This window comes from Azospirillum oryzae (assembly GCF_008364795.1).
Classification (GTDB): Bacteria; Pseudomonadota; Alphaproteobacteria; order Azospirillales; family Azospirillaceae; genus Azospirillum; species Azospirillum oryzae.
Map to the genome: position 1 here is coordinate 1,077,793 of NZ_VTTM01000001.1, position 17,314 is coordinate 1,095,106.

Consider the following 17,314-nt stretch of genomic DNA (forward strand, 5'->3'; position numbering starts at 1 on the left):
ATGGATCGTCAAAGCCCGGCCGCGGCGCGGGCGAGCAGATCGTCGGCCAGCTTGGGCTGGGCGGCGAAGATGGCGTCGATGGCGGCGGCGGCCATCGCGTCGGGGGTGTCGGATGCGGCCTCGATCATCTTGGCCTTCTCCGCCCGCGGCTTCGGCACGAACACCTTCGACACCACCGTCGGCGAGCCCTTCAGCCCAACGCGGCCTTCCTCGGCACCGGTGAAGTCGCGGCTCCAGGTCTTCAGCTCGTAGCGGGCGGCGCGGAACAGGTCGTCCATCTTGCCGAAGCGGATGGTGTTGGTGCCTTCCAGCATGGTGATCATGCAGGGCAGCTTGGTCTTCAGCACCTGCACGCCGCCTTCGGAACGGCGCTGCACCACGATCTCCTTGGACGCGGTGTTCAGGTCCTCGATCTTGGTGATATAGGTCAGCTGCTCGAAGCCCAGGCGGGTGGCGATGCCGGGGCCGACCTGGGCGGTGTCGCCGTCGACCGTCTGCTTGCCGCAGAAGACGATGTCGACCGGATCCTCCTCCGCCAGCTTCTGGATGGCCGAGGTCAGGGCGTAGGAGGTCGCCAGCGTGTCGGAGCCGGCAAACTTGCGGTCGGTCAGCAGCACCGCGTCGTCGGCCCCCAGCGACAGCGCCTTGCGCAGCGAGGTCTCCGCCATCGGCGGCCCCATGGTCAGCACGGTGACGCGGGCGCCCACCTTGTCCTTCAGCCGCAGCGCCTCTTCCAGCGAGAACAGGTCGAAAGGGTTGATGATGGCGGGCACGCCCTGCCGCATGATGGTGTTGGTGACGGGATGGATGCGGATCTGGGCGCTGTCGGGCACCTGTTTGATACAGACGACGATGTGCATCCCGTTCTCCTTGGCTTCCGCTCTCGCTGTGACGCGCATGTGGGTTTGGGGCCGGCACCGGGCCGGGATACACCCAGAACAGCAAGCGGCGTGCCAGCCGGCGGATGTCGGCCAAGTCACGGGAAATACTGGACTTTTCTGAAGAGTGGGATGCGTCGTCTCCTTGTCGCAAAGGCGACAAGGAGACGCTCATGTCGGTTTCGCTACAGCTTCTGCTACAGCCTCGACCACAGCCCCTGCGGATGCAGGATCAGACCGCCTCGATGTGGGCGATGACGCGGTCCAGCTCGATGCCGACGCGGGCGACCAGGGAGGCGATGCCCTCCAGCCGGTGGTCGATCACCGCCAGTTCCACCGCATCGGCGGCGGCGGCGAGGTCGCGGGCACCGACCGTGCGCGAGGACCCCGCCAGCTTGTGGGCGGCCTGCCGCACCTCGTCCCAGATCTCGCCGGCCAGCGCGTCCATCAGCCAGCGGTGCGAGGCGGTGTTGGAGGTGACGAACTCGCCCAGCAGATGCCGGACGAACTCGCCGTCGCCGTCGAACAGTGCCGTCAGCGCCTCCAGGTCGAGCGGCGGCAGGTCGGCGACCGCGGGGGTTGGCGGAGATGCCGGCCGAGGGTCGGGTTGCTGCAACCCGGCGGTCACCGCTTCCGTGCTTTCCGAAGGTTTGCACGGCTCCTCCCCCACCCGGACTTCGCCATCCGCCGGGGGCAGGAAATGGTCGACCACCCGGCGCAGGTCGGCGAGGCTGACCGGTTTGGCCAGCGTGTCGTCCATGCCCGACGCCAAACACAACTGCGCCTCGTTCTCCGTCGCGTTGGCGGTGATGGCGACGATGGGCAGGCGGGTGCCGGCCGCCGCCTCGGCGGCGCGGATGCTGCGGGCCAGTTCCATGCCGTCCATCTCCGGCATCTGGCAGTCGGTCAGCAGCAGGCCATGGCCACCGGCCCGCCACATGGCCAGCGCCTGGACACCATCCTCCGCGGTTTCCATCACATGGCCGAGAAGGGTCAGTTGCCGCTGGATGACCTGACGGTTGGTCGGATGATCCTCCGCCACCAGGATCAGCCGGCCCTGCGCCCGCGCCTCCTCCACCGTGGGCAGGCGGCGGCGGTCGGCTGCCAGGGTGGCGGGTTCCGGTTCGCGATCGCGATCGGTACGGCCGCCCTCCCCCGCCGCCATCCGCCCGGCGGCGGCCAGGATGGCACGGACCAGCCCGACCCGCCGCACCGGCCGGCCGAGAACCACGGTCCCGGCGCCGGACGCGCCCAGTTCCGCCGCGTCGCCCGCGGTCAGCGCGTCCCCGCCGATCAGCACGCGCCCGCGCACCCGGCCGCGTGGGTCATTGTCCAGCGCAGCAATGTCGGTGCCCAGCGTGGAGACCAGCACGTCGCAGGCGGCGGTCGGCAGCAGGGTGCGCAAGGCCGCGCCGGCGTCGGCCGCCTCCACCAGCTGGGCCCCGTCGGCGTTCAGATAACGGGCGAGGAAGCCGCGCTCCTGCGCATCCGCCGCCAGAAGCAGCACGGTCACCCCCTGCAGCGGCGCCCGCTGCGTCGCGGTGGGCTCGACGGCCGCCGGGACCAGATCGGCGGCGAAGGTGAACCAGAAGGTGGAGCCGACATTGACCTCGCTGGTGACGCCGATGTCACCGCCCATCAGTTCGGCCAGACGCCGGCAGATCGAAAGCCCCAGCCCGGTGCCGCCGAAACGCCGGGTGGTCGATGCCTCCGCCTGGGTGAAGGGGCGGAACAGGCGAACCTGATTTTCCTTGGAGATGCCGATGCCGGTATCGGTCACCGCGACACGGATGGTGACGCGGTCGCCGTCGAATTGCGCCAGTTCCACCCGCATGGTCACCGAACCCGACTGGGTGAACTTCACCGCGTTGCCGGCGATGTTGAACAGCACCTGCCGGATGCGGACCGGATCGCCGACGACCTCCCCCGGCAGATCGGGGTCGATGTAGGTGACCAGCGACAGCCCCTTGCCACGCGCGCCCGGCGCCAGCGTTTCCGCCACCCCCTCCACCACATTGGCGAGGGAGACCGGCACCCGCTCCAGGTCGAGCCGCCCGGCCTCGATCTTCGAGAAATCGAGGATGTCGTTGATGATGGTCAGCAGCGCGCCGGCCGATTCCCGCACCACGCTGACCAGTTCGCGCTGGTCGCCGGTCAGGCTGGTGTGTTCCAGCAGTTCGAGCATGCCCTGGATGCCGTTCATCGGCGTGCGGATCTCGTGGCTCATCGTTGCCAGGAACAGCGACTTCGCCTGGTTTGCCGCCTCCGCCTCCGACCGCGCCGTCTCCGCCGCCTCGCGCGCCGCCACGAGGTCGCGCGTGCGCTCCGCCACCTGCCGTTCCAGGCTGCGGTTCAGTTCGGTCAGTTCCTCGTACAGGTGGACGTTGTCGAAGCCGATGGCGACCTTGGCGCAGAACACCTCCAGCAGCCGACGCTCGTCCGCCGTCAGCGCCCGCCCATGGCCGAGATAGACCGCGGTGTCGTGGTGCCGGGTGGCGGAGCGGAAGACCAGAACGCTGTGGCCGCGTTCGTACCGGTTGCGTCCGTCGGCCAGCGCCGCCGTCACCGCCTGGACCGCGTCGGGCGGCAGGGCGAGGAACAGCGGCGTCCCCTCCATCCCGACATGGCAGCCGGCGCCGCCGAGCACCAGCGGCTCCGCCGGCCGCGGCCCGTCGGTCAGGCGGCTGACCAGAGCCACACCATCGCCGGGCGGGCAGACGCCGACGATTTGCGCCACGGCATGGCGCACGAACTCCGCCATCGTCCGCTTGCCCAGCAGGGTGGACGAGGAATCGAGGATGCGCTCCAACCCCTCGCGGTGGTCCTCGATGGCGGTGATGTCCTGGTAGCCGCGGAGCGCGGCGACGACGGAGGTGAACAGCTTCTGCGCCGTCAGCTCCGTCTTCGATTTGTAGTCGTTGATGTCGTAGCTGAGGATGACGTCGCGTTCCGGCGCCTGCCCCGGCTGGCCGGTGCGCAGGATGATGCGCACACGGCGGTTGCTCAGTTCATTGCGGATGTAGCGGACCAGGCGCAGGCCGGCATCGTCGGATTCCATCACGACGTCCAGCAGGATCACCGCGATGGCGGGGTTGTCGCGCAGAACCCCGCGCGCCTCCGCCGCGGTGGCGGCCGACAGGAACTGCGCAGGACGACCTTCGAAGGCGAAGCCGCGCAGCACCATCTTGGTGGTGGCGTGGATGGCGGGGTCGTCGTCGACGATCAGGATCAGCCAGGGTTCGACCGGTTCGGCAGCCTCGGCCGCCATCTCGACGGCGGGTTCCTCCTCCGCGAACAGGAATTCGTCGCTCATCACGGTCCCCCGGCGAAACAACCACGCATTTTCCACCCCGGCGCGCGGGCGACCTTACCATATGTCGGGGAATGGCCGCCAGTTCGGCCCCCGGCAGGCACCATCAGGTGATGCCTACAGGTGGAAAGGGTGGATTTGCCGGGCGGCAGCCGCCATGGTGGCGCCGTTTTCCATCGCGCATGTGCCGTCATGAACCTGCTTGCCTGCATCCACGACAAGGCCCCGCTGATCGAGGCGCGGGATCCCGACCTGGGCGACCTGTTCCCGCCGGGCTTCCTCGACCTGTACGAGGTGCACAGCTACCGCAATGCGGCGCGCATCCTGGCCCATGCCTGCACGGCAGAGTTCCGCGAGATCACCGAACGGCTGATGGAGTTCCGCATCCGCACCGAGGACATCGTGGCGTCGGGCGGCAACAAGTCGCAGATCGCCAAGACGATGGAGCGGATGCTGAACCCGTTGGGCTGGAACGAGACGCGCATCCGCGGCGACCTGTTCATCACCAAGATGATCGTGACGCACGAGGAGAAACGCCGCGTCGCCGGCAAGAACCGCGGCCAGACGGTGACCGAACAGCGCCAGCGCGAGGAGCTGTACAAGGTCAACGGCTTCATCGACGGGCACAAGATCGACTTCGTGAAGGAGCGCGTGTCCTTCGACCTGGAATGGAACAGCAAGGACCAGACCTTCGACCGCGACCTCTACGCCGCCCGAACCTTCTATGAATGCGGCATCATCAATGCCGGCGTGCTGCTGACCCGCAGCGCCGAACTGATCCCGCTGTTCACCGAGGTGGCGCGGCGGGTGGAGATGAAGAACTTCCAGAACAAATACGGCGCCAGCACCACCTGGATGAAGAAACTGCTCTACCGCCTGGACGCCGGCCGCGGCGGCGGCTGCCCGGTGCTGGCGCTCGGCATCCGCCCGGCGGTGGTGTCCGATTTCGAGGACTGGAAGGACAGTCACCCGGTCGTCCGCCAGACGGCCACCTTCGACGTCGACACCGGGGCGGAGGATGAGGACGATTTGTGGTGAGGGCGCTGCGGCTGCCCCCACCCTTCAGGCGAACTTCCGGTCGGTCAACAGCAGGCGCACCGCGAAGCCGAGGAACAGCACGCCGGCGATGCCGTCCATCACCGTCCGCACCCGCGGGCTGGACAGCACCCGCCGCGCGGCCCCGGCGCTGAGTGCGGCGATGCCGACCAGATAGGCGCCGCCCAGCACCGAGATGATGTTGCCGAGGATGAAGGTCTGCAGCGCCACATGGCCCAAGTGCGGGGCGATGAACTGCGGCACGAAGGCCAGTTGGAACAGGATGATCTTCGGGTTCAGCAGGTTGGTCAGCAACGCCTGGACGAAGACGCGGGCCGCAGGCGCCGGGGCCGGAGCCTCGACCACGACCGCGGGCTCGGCGGCGCGGCTGGTCCAGACGCTCCACAGCGACCGCAAACCGATCCAGGCCAGATAGGCACCGCCGGCATAGCGCAGCAGATCGAACAGCGATGCCGACGCCGCGATGAGGGCGGAGATCCCGGCGGCGGCCAGCAGCGAATGGACGGTGTTGCCGACGCAGATGCCCACCGTCGCCACCACCCCGGCCTGCCGGCCGTCGGCGATGCTGCGGGTCAGCACCAGAAGCGAGTCCGGTCCCGGCGCCAGAACCAGGACGCAGACGGCGACCACATAGAGTTGCAGCAGATGGAGGTCGAGCGGCAGGGCCATCGCGGGCGAACCTTGAAGGACGGTGGAGCGGGCGTTCAATCCGGCCAGCGGCGGTGGATCCACAGCCATTGCGCCGGCTTGTCGCGGATCCAATCCTCCAACAGACGGTTCAGCCGTTCCATCACAATTCGCGCATCCGCATTGCGATCGCCGCTGGTCGGGTATTCCTCCGGCGGCAGGACGGTGACGCGGAAATGCGCGCCCTCCAGCCGTTCCGTCCGTGCCGGGCACAGCGGCAACTGCATCTTCATGCCGAGGACGGCGGCGGCCGGCGCGGTCATGGCGTCGCGGCCGAAGAAGGGGACGGGAATGCCGTCGTTCATCTTCTGGTCGATCAGCATGCCGACATGGCCGCCCTTGGTCAGGTGACGCAGCAGGATCCTGGCACCGTCCGGCCCCTTGGGGATCTGCATGCCGGTCGCCGCCCCGCGCAACTTCACCAGCAGGTCGCCGACGATCGGGTTGTTGGGCGCACGATAGACCACGCCCACCTCCAGCCCGAGCAACCGGGCAACGACCGACTGCACCTCCCAGTTCGCCAGATGGCCGGAGACCAGGATGCCGGCCTTGCCGTCCTCGCGCAGTGCGTCGACATGCTCGATCCCGACCAGTTCCACCCGCTCGCGGCCGATCTGTTCCAGATGCGGGTATTCGGCGATGGTGCGGCCCAGATTGTCCCACATGCCGCGCAGGATCGCGTCGATCTCCGCCCTGCCCTTCTCCGGGAAGGCCCGCGTCAGGTTGCGCCGCGCGCGGGCGCTGTTGGGCAGCCACGGGCCCGCCGTCCGTCCGATCCAGCCGCCGAGCGCCGACGCGCGGTCCAGCGACAGCGCGCGGAACAGCCCGCAGACGCCGTAGACCAGCACCGCCTCCAGCGGATAGCCGATGCGGCGCGTCAGCCATCGCTGCAACGGGCTACGCGGCTTGGCCATCTGGGCTTCCTTTCTGCAACAGATGCGTCAGCAGCGTGGAGAGCGCCCGCTCGTCGGCCCAGCGCACCGACACCGGCAGGACGGCGACCATCGCCCGCAGGTTCTGCGGCAGGCGCACGGCATCCTTGGCGGTGGTGACGGGCAAGGCGCCCAGCGCCGCGGCGCGGTCGATCAGGGCCGCCACCTCGGCCGGACGGTAGGGGTGGTGATCGGCGAAGGACACCCGCCCGACCACGCGGGCGCCGAGCGCCTCCAGCGTGGCGAAGAACTTCTCCGGCCGGCCGATGCCGGCGAAGGCCAGGACGTCGCGTCCGGCCAGCCGGGCGGCGGCTGCGGGTTCGGGCTCCAGCCGCGCCGCCAGCACCGGCCGCCCGCCGGCCAGCGCCGCCAGACCGTGGCGGTCCTCGCCCAGGATCACCAGCGCGTCGGCGCGGGCGAGGCCGTCGGCCACCCGCTCGCGCAGCGGACCGGCCGGCACCAGGCGGCCGTTGCCGAAACCGACCGCGCCGTCGGCGACGATCAGAGCCAGATCCTTATGCAGGGCCGGGTTCTGGAACCCGTCATCCATGACGATGGCCCCGGCCCCGGCGGCCACCGCGCGCTCGGCGCCCGCCAGCCGGTCGTGCGCCACCCAGCAGGGAGCCGCCCCCGCCAGCAGCAGAGCCTCGTCGCCGACATCGGCGGCACCGTGGCGGCCGGGGTCGACCGCCAGCGGACCGGCCTCCCGACCGCCATGGCCGCGGGTCAGCGCATGGACGGCGATCCCGCGGGCCTGCAGCGCCGCGATCAGCGCCAGCCCGACCGGCGTCTTGCCCGCGCCGCCCGCCACCAGATTGCCGACACAGGCCACCGGAACGCCGACCCGGCGCGGAACCGTTCCGGCGATGCGCCGCCGCCCAGCCAGCCCATAGAGCGCCCCCAGCGGCGCCAGCAGGGTGGAGGCAAGGCCGGGCGGCCGATACCAGAAGGCAGGGGTCTTCACGGCTCCGCGTCCCCTCAGGCGGCGGTTCGGATGCCGGCGGCGCCCAACACCGGGGACAGCGCCCCCAACGCCCGGTCGATGATCCGCCGGTTGTCCGCCGTCACCCGCGCTGCCCCCGCGACGATGCGTTCGCGCGCCCGGTCGTCGGTCAGCAGCCGCCGGGCCTCGCGGGTCAGCGCATCGCCGTCCGCGACCGGCAGGGCGCCGCCGGCGGCCTCCAGCATGTGGGTGATCTCGCCGAAATTGAACATGTGCGGGCCGTAGAGCACCGCGCAGCCCAACTGCGCCGGCTCCACCGGGTTCTGCCCGCCATGGGGAATGAAGGAGCCGCCCATGCACACCACCGGCGCGGCACGGTAGAACAACCCCAGCTCGCCCATGGTGTCGGCGATGTAGACGGCATGCTCCGGTCCCGGCAGCCGATGCCCGGCCGTGCGCTGCAGAACCGTCAATCCGCGCGCCCGCATCAGCTCGGCGATGGCGTCACCGCGATGGGCATGGCGCGGCACGATGACGGTCAGCAGGCCGGGCAGAGCCGGCGCCAGCGCGGCATGGACCGCCGCGGCGATCTCGTCCTCCCCCGGGTGGGAGCTGGCGAGCAGCCAGACGGGGCGGCCGGCCAGGGATGCCCGCAGCGGCTCCATCACGTCGGACGCGGCGGGAGGCGGCTCGGCGGAGAATTTCAGGTTGCCGACGCTGGCGACGCCGGAGGCCCCCAGCCGGCGCAGTCGCTCCGCATCGCCCTCCGTCTGTGCCAGCGTGACCTGGAAGGTGGACAGCAGGCCGCCGATCAGGCCGGGCGCGTTGCGCCACCGCGAGAAGCTGCGTTCGGACATGCGGGCGTTGACCAGCGCGGCCGGGATCGAGCGGGCACGGATGCCGGCCAGCAGGTTCGGCCAGATCTCCGATTCGGTCCACAGCACCGCGTCGGGCCGCCAATGGTCGAGGAAGCTGTCGACCGCACCCGGCAGATCGACCGGCACATATTGATGGATGGCGCGCTCCGGCAGCCGCCGCCCCATCAGCTCGGCCGAGGTGACGGTGCCCGTGGTCATCAGCACGGTCAGGTCGGGCGCGCTGTCCAGCAGCCGGCCGACCAGCACCAGGACCGAATTCGCCTCCCCCACGCTGGCCGCGTGAATCCAGGCCAGAGGACCGGCCGGCCGGGCGCGCGAGGCCATGCCGAACCGCTCCGCCTGACGGGCGGGGTCCTCCTTGCCGGCAGCGCGGCGGCGGTCGAGATAGAGGCGCACCGCCGGCCCGGCGACGGTCGTCAGGCCACGGTAGAGGGATTGCAGCATCGAGGCCCAAAACAGGAGACGTACGACAACGGGCGCGTTGCCGGTCCCCCTGATACGGAACACCGGCGACGCGCCCGGCGGCACCTTAGCACGCGGCAACCATTCCGTAACAGGGGCCGGTGGAACCCGCGTCCCTCCTTACCGCTCCGCCAGCGCCAGCTTGGCGCCCAGCGCCGCGAAGGCGGCGGCGAAGCTGCGGCGCATCCAGGCCATCACCCGCGGGCGGGAGACCACCTGATCGCGCACCGCGGCGGCGAACAGGCCGTAGACGACGAAGACCGCGAAGGTCAGCGCCATGAACACGCCGCTGAGTTCCAGCATGCGGGCGAGCGGCTGCGGGTCGGCGTCGTTGACGAACTGAGGCAGGAAGGCCAGGAAGAAGATCGACAGCTTCGGGTTCAGCACGTTGACCAGCACCGCCCGCAGGATCATCCGCCCGGCTGAACGCTTCGTCCTGTCCGCCGTCTCGTCCGTCTCGACGCTCAGCGCCCCCTGCTCCTTCAGCGTCGCCCAGGCCATGTAGAGCAGATAGAGCACGCCCAGGATCTTCAGCCCCTGGAACGCCACCGCGCTGGTGTGCAGCAGGGCGGCCAACCCCAGCACCGCCGCCGCCATGTGCGGCACGATCCCCAGCGTGCAGCCGAAGGCCGTCACCGCGCTGGCCCGCGCGCCATGCGACAACCCCGCCGCCAGCGTGAGCAGCACCCCGGTTCCGGGCGAGGCGACGACGATCAGGGAGGTGATGAGGAATTCGGGGGTCATGGTCGGGAACCTCGCGTCGGAGTGGCGATCCGGCGAAATGGAACCATGGCACCCGTCCTTCGCCAAGCGGATTGCTGTCACCCCTTCACGTAAACGGCCGTAGGTTCGACAAAAACTGTTCGGCCGACCGGCGCCAGGAATAGCCCAGCGCATAGTCCCGGCAGGTCTGCGCCGGGATCGCCAGCGCGCCTTCCACCGCCCGCTTCAGATCCTCGTCCAGGCAGCCGGCACCGGAGCCGTCGACCACGTCCAGCGGTCCCGGCACCGGATAGGCCGCCACCGGCACGCCGGACGCCAGCGCCTCCAGCAGGACCAACCCGAAGGTGTCTGTGCGCGACGGGAATACGAAGACGTCGGCCGCCGCGTAATGCTTCGCCAGATCCTCGCCATGCTTGGCGCCGACCCAGTGGACGCCGGGGTATTTGCGCTGCAACTCCTCCCGCGCCGGGCCGTCGCCGACCACCACCTTGGTGCCGGGCAGGTCGAGGCGCAGGAAATCCTCCAGGTTCTTTTCCACCGCGACGCGGCCGACATACATCGACACCGGGCGCGGCAGATCGAGGAAGCCCTTGTCGCGGGGCCGGAACAGCTCGGTATCGACGCCGCGGGTCCAGCGGCGGATGTTGGCGAAGCCGCGGTGCGTCAACGCGTCCTCGATGGTCTGGGTTGCCACCATCACCGCCGAGGACGGCTTGTGGAACCGGCGGACCACCGCATAGGACAAGGCCAGCGGGATCGGCGCGCGGTCGCGCACATATTCGGGAAAGCGCGTGTGGTAGGCGGTGGTGAAGGGCTTGCCATGCTTCAGGCAATAGGATCGCGCGGCGAATCCCAGCGGCCCTTCGGTGGCGATGTGGATGCAGTCGGGCCGCATGCCCTCGATCATCGCCCACAGCCGCCGCTTCGCCCCTAGCGCCAGCCGGATTTCCGGGTATGTCGGCATCGGCAGGGTGCGGAAGCGGTCGGGGCCGATCACCTCGACGCTGTGCCCCATCGCCTCCAGCTCATCGCGCACGGTGCCGATGGTGCGCACGACGCCGTTCACCTGCGGGTGCCAGGCGTCGCTGACGATCAGGATGTTCACGCCGCTTCCCGTTCCTTCGCCGTGACCTTGCCCGCACTGGGACCAGGGGCCGGCAGCCGCTGCGCCATGACCTCCGTCCAGTGGATGATCTCCAGCGCGCCGCTGTCGTGCTCGACCAAGGCGGTACAGGACTCGACCCAATCGCCGTCGTTGCAATAGAGGATTCCTTCGATATCGCGCATCTCGGCGGTGTGGATGTGGCCGCAGACGACCCCGTCGACCTTGCGGCGGCGGGCTTCCTCGCCCAGGGCCTCTTCGTATTTGCCGATGAACTCGACCGCGGTCTTGGCCTTGTGCTTCAGATAGGCCGACAGCGACCAGTAGCTGAAGCCCAGCTTGCGCCGGACCCAGTTGAACAGCGTGTTGACGTGCAGCAGCGTGACATAGGCGTGGTCGCCCAGCAGGGCCAGCCACTTGGCGTAGCGCACCACCGCGTCGAACTTGTCGCCGTGGGTGATCAGCAGGCGCCGGCCGTCGGCGGTGGTGTGGACCCATTCGTCCACCACATGCACCCCGCCGAACTGCAGCCCGACATAATCGCGCGCCGCCTCGTCATGGTTGCCGGGGATGTAATAGACCTCCACACCCTTGCGGGCGCGGCGCATGATCTTCTGCACCACGTCATTGTGCGCCTGCGGCCAGTACCAGCTTTTCTTCAGCCGCCAGCCGTCGACGATGTCGCCGACCAGGAACAGGTGATCCGATTCGGTGTGTTTCAGGAAATCGAGAAGCAGCTCCGCCTGACAGCCGCGCGTTCCAAGATGAACGTCGGATATCCAAATGCTGCGGTAGCGCTTGACCGCTGGGACGGCGTCCATCTTCCGCTCCGTCGTCGCCATGGCCGGTGGCCATCAAGACAACTGCCGTATAAAGGAAAGCGGCATACCTTGACAATGATTTGGAACACCCGCACCTATTCGTCACGGATATTTTGCCTACCGTCATCATTCTTCATTTTTATTGAAACGGAACCGCCGTTAATTCTTCACGGTTCTGCAACAGAAGGCGCCTCACGCGCCGGTCAGGGAGAGCGAATCGGTGCGCGACACGGTGCTGATGGACGAGAGCCCGGCGGCTGGCGCCGGCGATGGCGAGGGCGCGGCGATCGAGGTGCGACGGCTGCTGGTGATCCACAACCCGACGGCCGGCGGGCGGCGGGCGCGGCGGCTGTGCGCGGTGGTCTCCCGGCTGGAGGCGCGCGGGGTGAGCGTCGCCGTCAGGCCGACGGGCAAGCGCGGCGATGCCGAGGCCTTCGCCCGCGAGGCCGATCCCGCCGACATCGATGCGGTGGTGGCGGCCGGCGGCGACGGCACCATCAACGAGGTCATCAACGGGCTGGCGGTCCATGCCGACGCGGGCCGGTCGCTCCCGCTCGGCATCGTGCCGATGGGCACCGCCAACGTGCTGGCCGCCGAGCTGGGCCTGACGATGGCCCCGGAGCGCATCGCCGCGGCGATCGCCGGCGGGCGGCGGACGATGATCTGGCCGGCGCTCGCGAACGGGAGGGTGTTCTCGTTGATGGCCGGGGTCGGGCTGGACGCGCGGGTGGTGGAGCGGGTCGACCCACGGGTGAAGCGGCTGATCGGCAAAGGCGCCTATGTGGCGGAAACGCTGGTGCAGCTGGCGACGCGGCCGGACCACCGCTATCGCGTGACGCTGGACGAGGGCGACGGCTGGGACGATCCGCAGGAGGTGGCCTCTGTGATCGTCGCCAAGGGGCATTTCTACGGCGGCCGGTTCATCTGCGCGCCGGATGCGCGGCTGACGGAACCGGAGCTGCATGTCTGCCTGTTCCCGCGCGGCGGGCGGCTGAACGCGCTGCGCTATGTCTGGGGCGTCACCGCCGGACGGCTGGCCCGCTTTCCGGAGTATCGCGTGGTGACGGCGAAGCGGGTGCGGATCGAAGGACCGGCGGGCGACGGGCTGTTCGCCGACGCGGTGCAGGGCGACGGCGACGTGCTGGCGCGGCTGCCTGTCGAGATCACGCTGGCGGGGTGGCGGTTGCCGGTGCTGGCGGGATGAGAGCCAATCACCGTGAGGGTGGCAGGCCCCTCGCCGCCCTCGCCTGCTCCTGCAACGCGACGTAATGGTGCCAGACCAGCCGCGCCGCCAGCGAGCGGTGGGGCCGCCACGGCTCCGCCACCTCGATCAGCTGCTTCGCCGTCGGCTTGTCGGCCCAGCCCTTCAGCCGCTGAACGCCAAGCTGGATCGCCAGATCGCCGATCGGCCAGATGTCCGGCCGGTCGAGCGTGGTCATCAGATAGACCTCGGCACTCCAGCGGCCGATGCCCTTCAGCGCGACGAGCTGGGCAATCGCCTCCTCGTCGGACAGGTCATGGATGATGTCGAAATCGAGCCGGCCGCTCGCCACCGCCTCGGCGAGGCCGCGGGCATAGCCGATCTTCTGGCGGGAGAAGCCGCAAGCGCGCAAGCTTTCGTCGTCCAGCGCCAGGATGGTGTCGGGCGTAACCACGCCGCCCAGCCGGTCCTGCAGCTTGGCCCACAAGGCCAGCGCCACCTTGGTGGAGAGCTGCTGCTCCATCACCATGCGCAGCAGGCCGACGAAGCCGGTCGGACGGGTGAAATCGCGGATCACCGGGCCGCCGACGCGCAGGCATTCGGCAAAGATGGGGTCGAGCGCAGCCAGATGTTCAACGCTCATCGGCCGCGCTCCACTCCAAAAAAACGCTCAATCAAGGCTGCCGGTGGATCAGGCCACCAGCTCGATGGCGTAGTCCTCGATCACGGTGTTGGCGAGCAGCTTGCTGCACATCGCCTCGACCTCCTTGCGGGCGGTCGCCTCGTCGGTGCTCTTGAGCTGCAGCTCGATCACCTTGCCGGCGCGGACGTCCTCGACGCCGTCGAAGCCCAGCGTGTGCAGCGCGTGCGCGATGGCCTTGCCCTGGGGGTCGAGAACGCCGCGCTTGAGGGTGACGTGAACCTTGGCCTTCATCGGATGTCCGCTCGCTTTACGGTGTTGGGTGGAGGGGGTGGTTGCTGTAGGGGGGTCACTGGATGGTCTTGGGACCCTTGACGTCGCTCGGCCCGCCTTCCGGCAGGATGCCGAGGCGCCGCGCGACCTCCTGATAGGCCTCCTCGACACGGCCCAGATCCTGACGGAACCGGTCCTTGTCGAGCTTCTCGTTGGTCTTGACGTCCCACAGGCGGCAATTGTCGGGGCTGATCTCGTCCGCCAGGACGATCCGCATCTCCTCGTTCTCCCACAGCCGGCCGAATTCCAGCTTGAAATCCACCAGCTTGAGCCCGATGCCGAGGAAGAGGCCGGACAGATAGTCATTCACGCGGAGCGACAGCGCGACCATGTCGTCGAGATCCTGCGGAGCCGCCCAGCCGAAGGCGGTGATGTGCTCCTCCGAGACCATCGGGTCGTTCAGCTCGTCCGACTTGTAGTAATACTCGATGATCGACCGCGGCAGCGGCGTGCCTTCGGGAATGCCGAAGCGGCGCGACAGGCTGCCGGCGGCGACATTGCGGACGACGACCTCGATCGGGATGATCTCGACCTCGCGCACAAGCTGCTCGCGCATGTTCAGGCGGCGCATGAAGTGCGTGGGCACGCCGATCTCGGACAGCCGGCTCATCAGATACTCGGAGATGCGGTTGTTCAGCACCCCCTTGCCGGTGATGACGCCCTTCTTCTGGTTGTTGAAGGCGGTGGCGTCGTCCTTGAAGTACTGCACCAGGGTGCCCGGCTCCGGCCCTTCGAAGAGTACCTTGGCCTTGCCTTCGTAGATGCGCCGGCGTCGTGTCATCGCATGATCGTCCAAATACGTAAGGACCGGTCAAGCGAGCTTGCCGGCCCAGGAATGTGCCAGAGTGATATAGCAAGCCGGGTGCACGAACACAACGACGGGGGCGGGAGGGCAGGATTGTGCGGTCGCCTCCTCACAGCTCCACCGGCGCATAGTCCACCGCATGCGGGCGGCCGGGGGCGAAGTGCCAGATCGGGTTCAGGTCGGGCCTTTCCACCCGCGGCACCGCCAGCAGGGAACTGGACGAGGTGCCGAAGCCGCTCGGCAGCAGGAAGTCCATGGCGCCGCGCTCGTCCGGCGTGCCCTCCCAGATGCGGCTGCCCATCAACTCCGGCCAGCCGCCCCAGGCGAAGGACTCCGCGTCGGGGGTGTCGGTTGTCGGAGGCACCGCATGCTCGAACAGCGGGCGGTAGAAGGCGGTGCGCGGGTCCTGCGGGTCGTCCAGTTCGAAGGCGGTCAGCATGTGGACGCCGGCGGGGATCGACGACACCTCCGGCCGGTGGCGCGGGTTGGCGCCGCGGTGGACGACCAGATAGGCGTCGCGGTTGTCGGCGATCACCAGATTGAATGGGCGATAGGCACGGATGTCGAGATCGGCGAAGCTGCGCGCGGCATCGGCGGCGTCGGCATGGTCCAGCGCGTCCAGCACCAGTTCGCCGCGCGACCGCTTGCCGGCCTCCGGCCCCAGCGTGCCGAAGCGGTTGAGGATGACCGCCACCACACCCTCGTCGTTCAGACCCATCCAGGAGCCGCCGGCCAGCTCGTCCAGTCCGGCGACCACATTCGGCCGGTCGGGCCAATGGCGGGCGGGCGGAAGCCAGGGGCGTCCCGTCATCTCGTCACGGTTTCCGGCGACGACCAGCGGCCAGGTTGCGTCGGGTCGCCGCAGGAGGATCACGCTGCACATGCGATGCCTTGTCTTTTGTGGTGCCCAAGGGTATCCCGCCGCCCGAGGAAACTCTGCAGAATATCCGCGGCTGCGATGCGGCGGGGCAGTGACGACAACCGCTTCCGGGCTATATAATCATTGTAAACGGGAGCGAAACCAATAAGGAGCCTGGGTCCCCATGACGACCTTCGACGACCGCGAAAAGGCCTTCGAGAACAAGTTTCAGCACGACGAGGACCTGCTCTTCCGCATCCGCGCCCGGCGCGATCGGCTGGCCGGCGAGTGGGCCGCCGACCTGATGGGGCTGTCCGGAGCGGAGGCCGAGGCCTATGCCCGCCAGATCGTGGACACCGACATAGCCACCCTCGGACCGCACGACATCCGGGACAAGCTGTGCTCCGACCTGCACGCCCGCGGAGTCGACATCTCCGATCACCGGGTGGAAAAGCAGATGGCGCATTTCCTGGACGTCGCGCGCGAGCAGATCCATCGGGCCTGAATAGCAAGGCCGCCTTTGTCGCGGTCCTCGCGGACCCGCCGCCACACGCCGTTGCGGCGGGCCGCCTACTCCGCCGCGCGGTGCAGGACACGCTGGCCCGCATAATCGGCGATGCGGCGGATCAGCGTGTCGATCTCGCCCTTCAGCCGGGCGAAGCCGTCGTGGCGTTCCAGCGTCTCCTCGTTCATGTAGAGGCGGCGGTTGATCTCCAGCTGGATCGAATGACGGCCGCGCGCCGGATCGCCGTAGCGCGCCAGCAGTTCCACCCCCTTATAGGGATCGTTGATCGCCACCGGATGCCCGAAGCCGCGCAGGGTCTCCGCCACCAGCCGGACGAATCCCGGCTCGCTGGTGGTGCCGTCGCGGTCGCCGATGACGAAATCCACCGCCAGCGGGTCGCGCCCGTCCGGCCGCAACGAGGACGGCATGGAATGGCAGTTGACGTGCCACACCGCGCCGAACCGCTCCGCCAGACCATCCAGCGCGAGCCGCATCTGGGCGTGGTAGGGCCGGTAATAGCGGTCGATGCGGTCGGCAACCACCGACGCCGGCAGCTTCCCGTCATAGAGCGGCACGCCCGGCCGCAGCATGCTGCGGATCAGCCCCATGCCCAGCGTGCTGCGCGGCGTCGGCCGCAGCGGCGCCGGCCAGTCGCCGTCGATCAGCGCCGGGTCGATGTCGTCGACGGCGCGGTTCACGTCGATGCAGGTGCGGGGAAACAGCGCGCACAGCAGGGTGGCGCCATGGTCGGGCGCCGTGGCGAACAGCTCCTCCACATGGGTGTCCTCACCCTGGCGCAGCAGGGGATGCGGACAGATCACCCGGAAATCGGCGGGATAGAGGCTGCCGCTGTGCGGCGAATCGAACAGCACCGGAAGGCGCCGGCCGACCGGGTCGTTGCGGACAAGAACGTCATCGATCACGAAGCTCATCGACCGGCCCCGGCCAGACGCCCCGATGGAGACATCGGCAAGTTCGATTCCCGCCAGTTAAATTGCCGCAAGTTCAACCGCCGACCTTATCAAGCCAGACAATCCTATAACCCATGCGTCAAGCCTCAGTCGACGGCAATTCGTCATGATCCTGCCATGCCGCCGCAACATCGCACCACACGCATCAGCCAAAAAAACCGCCCTACCCAACTGGCCCGCACTGGCGCGGACTCGCTTGGTTCGTCAT

Annotated in this window: 17 protein-coding genes; 3 read left to right on the forward strand and 14 right to left on the reverse strand. The window is 68.9% G+C overall.

Features of this window, described 5'->3' with window-relative positions; translation table 11 throughout:
- Positions 1-8 precede the first annotated feature (8 nt).
- Together FZ938_RS05130 and FZ938_RS05135 are read right to left on the reverse strand one after the other, a co-directional pair.
- Positions 9-860 (reverse strand): electron transfer flavoprotein subunit beta/FixA family protein, encoded by an 852-nt coding sequence (locus tag FZ938_RS05130; protein WP_149197520.1) that lies wholly within the window; start codon positions 858-860, stop codon positions 9-11.
- 250 nt (positions 861-1,110) lie between these two features.
- Positions 1,111-4,191, reverse strand: coding sequence for a hybrid sensor histidine kinase/response regulator (locus FZ938_RS05135; protein ID WP_149197521.1), 3,081 nt, complete (start codon positions 4,189-4,191; stop codon positions 1,111-1,113).
- Between the two features lie 189 nt (positions 4,192-4,380).
- On the opposite strand from FZ938_RS05135, the gene FZ938_RS05140 reads away from it, so the two are divergent.
- Positions 4,381-5,226: a BglII/BstYI family type II restriction endonuclease gene (locus FZ938_RS05140; RefSeq protein WP_149197522.1), complete on the forward strand. Its 846-nt coding sequence runs from the start codon at positions 4,381-4,383 to the stop codon at positions 5,224-5,226.
- Between the two features lie 24 nt (positions 5,227-5,250).
- Here FZ938_RS05140 and FZ938_RS05145 read toward each other — a convergent pair whose 3' ends face one another.
- From FZ938_RS05145 to FZ938_RS05175, 7 genes are all read right to left on the reverse strand, one after another.
- On the reverse strand, positions 5,251-5,982 hold the full coding sequence (locus FZ938_RS05145; RefSeq protein WP_246457526.1) for a LysE family translocator: 732 nt from the start codon (positions 5,980-5,982) through the stop codon (positions 5,251-5,253).
- Positions 5,949-6,845 (reverse strand): LpxL/LpxP family acyltransferase, encoded by an 897-nt coding sequence (locus FZ938_RS05150; RefSeq protein ID WP_149197523.1) that lies wholly within the window; start codon positions 6,843-6,845, stop codon positions 5,949-5,951. The genes FZ938_RS05145 and FZ938_RS05150 overlap by 34 nt, the downstream gene beginning before the upstream one ends.
- Positions 6,829-7,827, reverse strand: a complete 999-nt coding sequence (gene lpxK, locus FZ938_RS05155) for a tetraacyldisaccharide 4'-kinase (protein ID WP_149197524.1) — start codon at positions 7,825-7,827, stop codon at positions 6,829-6,831. Before lpxK ends, FZ938_RS05150 begins: the two co-directional genes overlap by 17 nt.
- A 14-nt stretch (positions 7,828-7,841) precedes the next feature.
- Entirely contained in the window at positions 7,842-9,128 is a 1,287-nt protein-coding gene (locus tag FZ938_RS05160) for a 3-deoxy-D-manno-octulosonic acid transferase (RefSeq protein ID WP_149197525.1), read from the reverse strand.
- A gap of 138 nt (positions 9,129-9,266) precedes the next feature.
- Positions 9,267-9,890, reverse strand: a complete 624-nt coding sequence (locus FZ938_RS05165; RefSeq protein WP_149197526.1) for a LysE family translocator — start codon at positions 9,888-9,890, stop codon at positions 9,267-9,269.
- A gap of 85 nt (positions 9,891-9,975) precedes the next feature.
- Positions 9,976-10,974, reverse strand: coding sequence for a glycosyltransferase family 4 protein (locus FZ938_RS05170; protein WP_149197527.1), 999 nt, complete (start codon positions 10,972-10,974; stop codon positions 9,976-9,978).
- Entirely contained in the window at positions 10,971-11,792 is an 822-nt protein-coding gene (locus tag FZ938_RS05175) for a UDP-2,3-diacylglucosamine diphosphatase (RefSeq protein WP_149197528.1), read from the reverse strand. The genes FZ938_RS05170 and FZ938_RS05175 overlap by 4 nt, the downstream gene beginning before the upstream one ends.
- 220 nt (positions 11,793-12,012) lie before the next feature.
- On the opposite strand from FZ938_RS05175, the gene FZ938_RS05180 reads away from it, so the two are divergent.
- Complete coding sequence (locus FZ938_RS05180) at positions 12,013-12,996, forward strand: diacylglycerol/lipid kinase family protein (protein ID WP_149197529.1); 984 nt, start codon at positions 12,013-12,015, stop codon at positions 12,994-12,996.
- A gap of 7 nt (positions 12,997-13,003) precedes the next feature.
- On the opposite strand, the gene FZ938_RS05185 is transcribed toward FZ938_RS05180, so the two are convergent.
- From FZ938_RS05185 to FZ938_RS05200, 4 genes are all read right to left on the reverse strand, one after another.
- Positions 13,004-13,636: a DNA-3-methyladenine glycosylase family protein gene (locus tag FZ938_RS05185; protein WP_149197530.1), complete on the reverse strand. Its 633-nt coding sequence runs from the start codon at positions 13,634-13,636 to the stop codon at positions 13,004-13,006.
- A gap of 48 nt (positions 13,637-13,684) precedes the next feature.
- A complete protein-coding gene (gene purS, locus FZ938_RS05190; protein ID WP_014246942.1) occupies positions 13,685-13,927 on the reverse strand; it encodes a phosphoribosylformylglycinamidine synthase subunit PurS in 243 nt (80 codons plus the stop codon).
- A gap of 55 nt (positions 13,928-13,982) precedes the next feature.
- Complete coding sequence (purC, locus tag FZ938_RS05195; protein ID WP_042697247.1) at positions 13,983-14,747, reverse strand: phosphoribosylaminoimidazolesuccinocarboxamide synthase; 765 nt, start codon at positions 14,745-14,747, stop codon at positions 13,983-13,985.
- Positions 14,748-14,880: 133 nt separating this feature from the next.
- Complete coding sequence (locus tag FZ938_RS05200; protein ID WP_149197531.1) at positions 14,881-15,654, reverse strand: NRDE family protein; 774 nt, start codon at positions 15,652-15,654, stop codon at positions 14,881-14,883.
- Between the two features lie 160 nt (positions 15,655-15,814).
- Between FZ938_RS05200 and FZ938_RS05205 the strand changes: the two genes are divergently transcribed.
- Positions 15,815-16,135 (forward strand): DUF1476 domain-containing protein, encoded by a 321-nt coding sequence (locus tag FZ938_RS05205; protein ID WP_149197532.1) that lies wholly within the window; start codon positions 15,815-15,817, stop codon positions 16,133-16,135.
- Between the two features lie 65 nt (positions 16,136-16,200).
- Here the strand turns inward: FZ938_RS05205 and FZ938_RS05210 are convergent, their stop codons facing one another.
- Positions 16,201-17,067, reverse strand: coding sequence for an N-formylglutamate amidohydrolase (locus tag FZ938_RS05210; protein WP_149197533.1), 867 nt, complete (start codon positions 17,065-17,067; stop codon positions 16,201-16,203).
- Positions 17,068-17,314 lie beyond the last annotated feature (247 nt).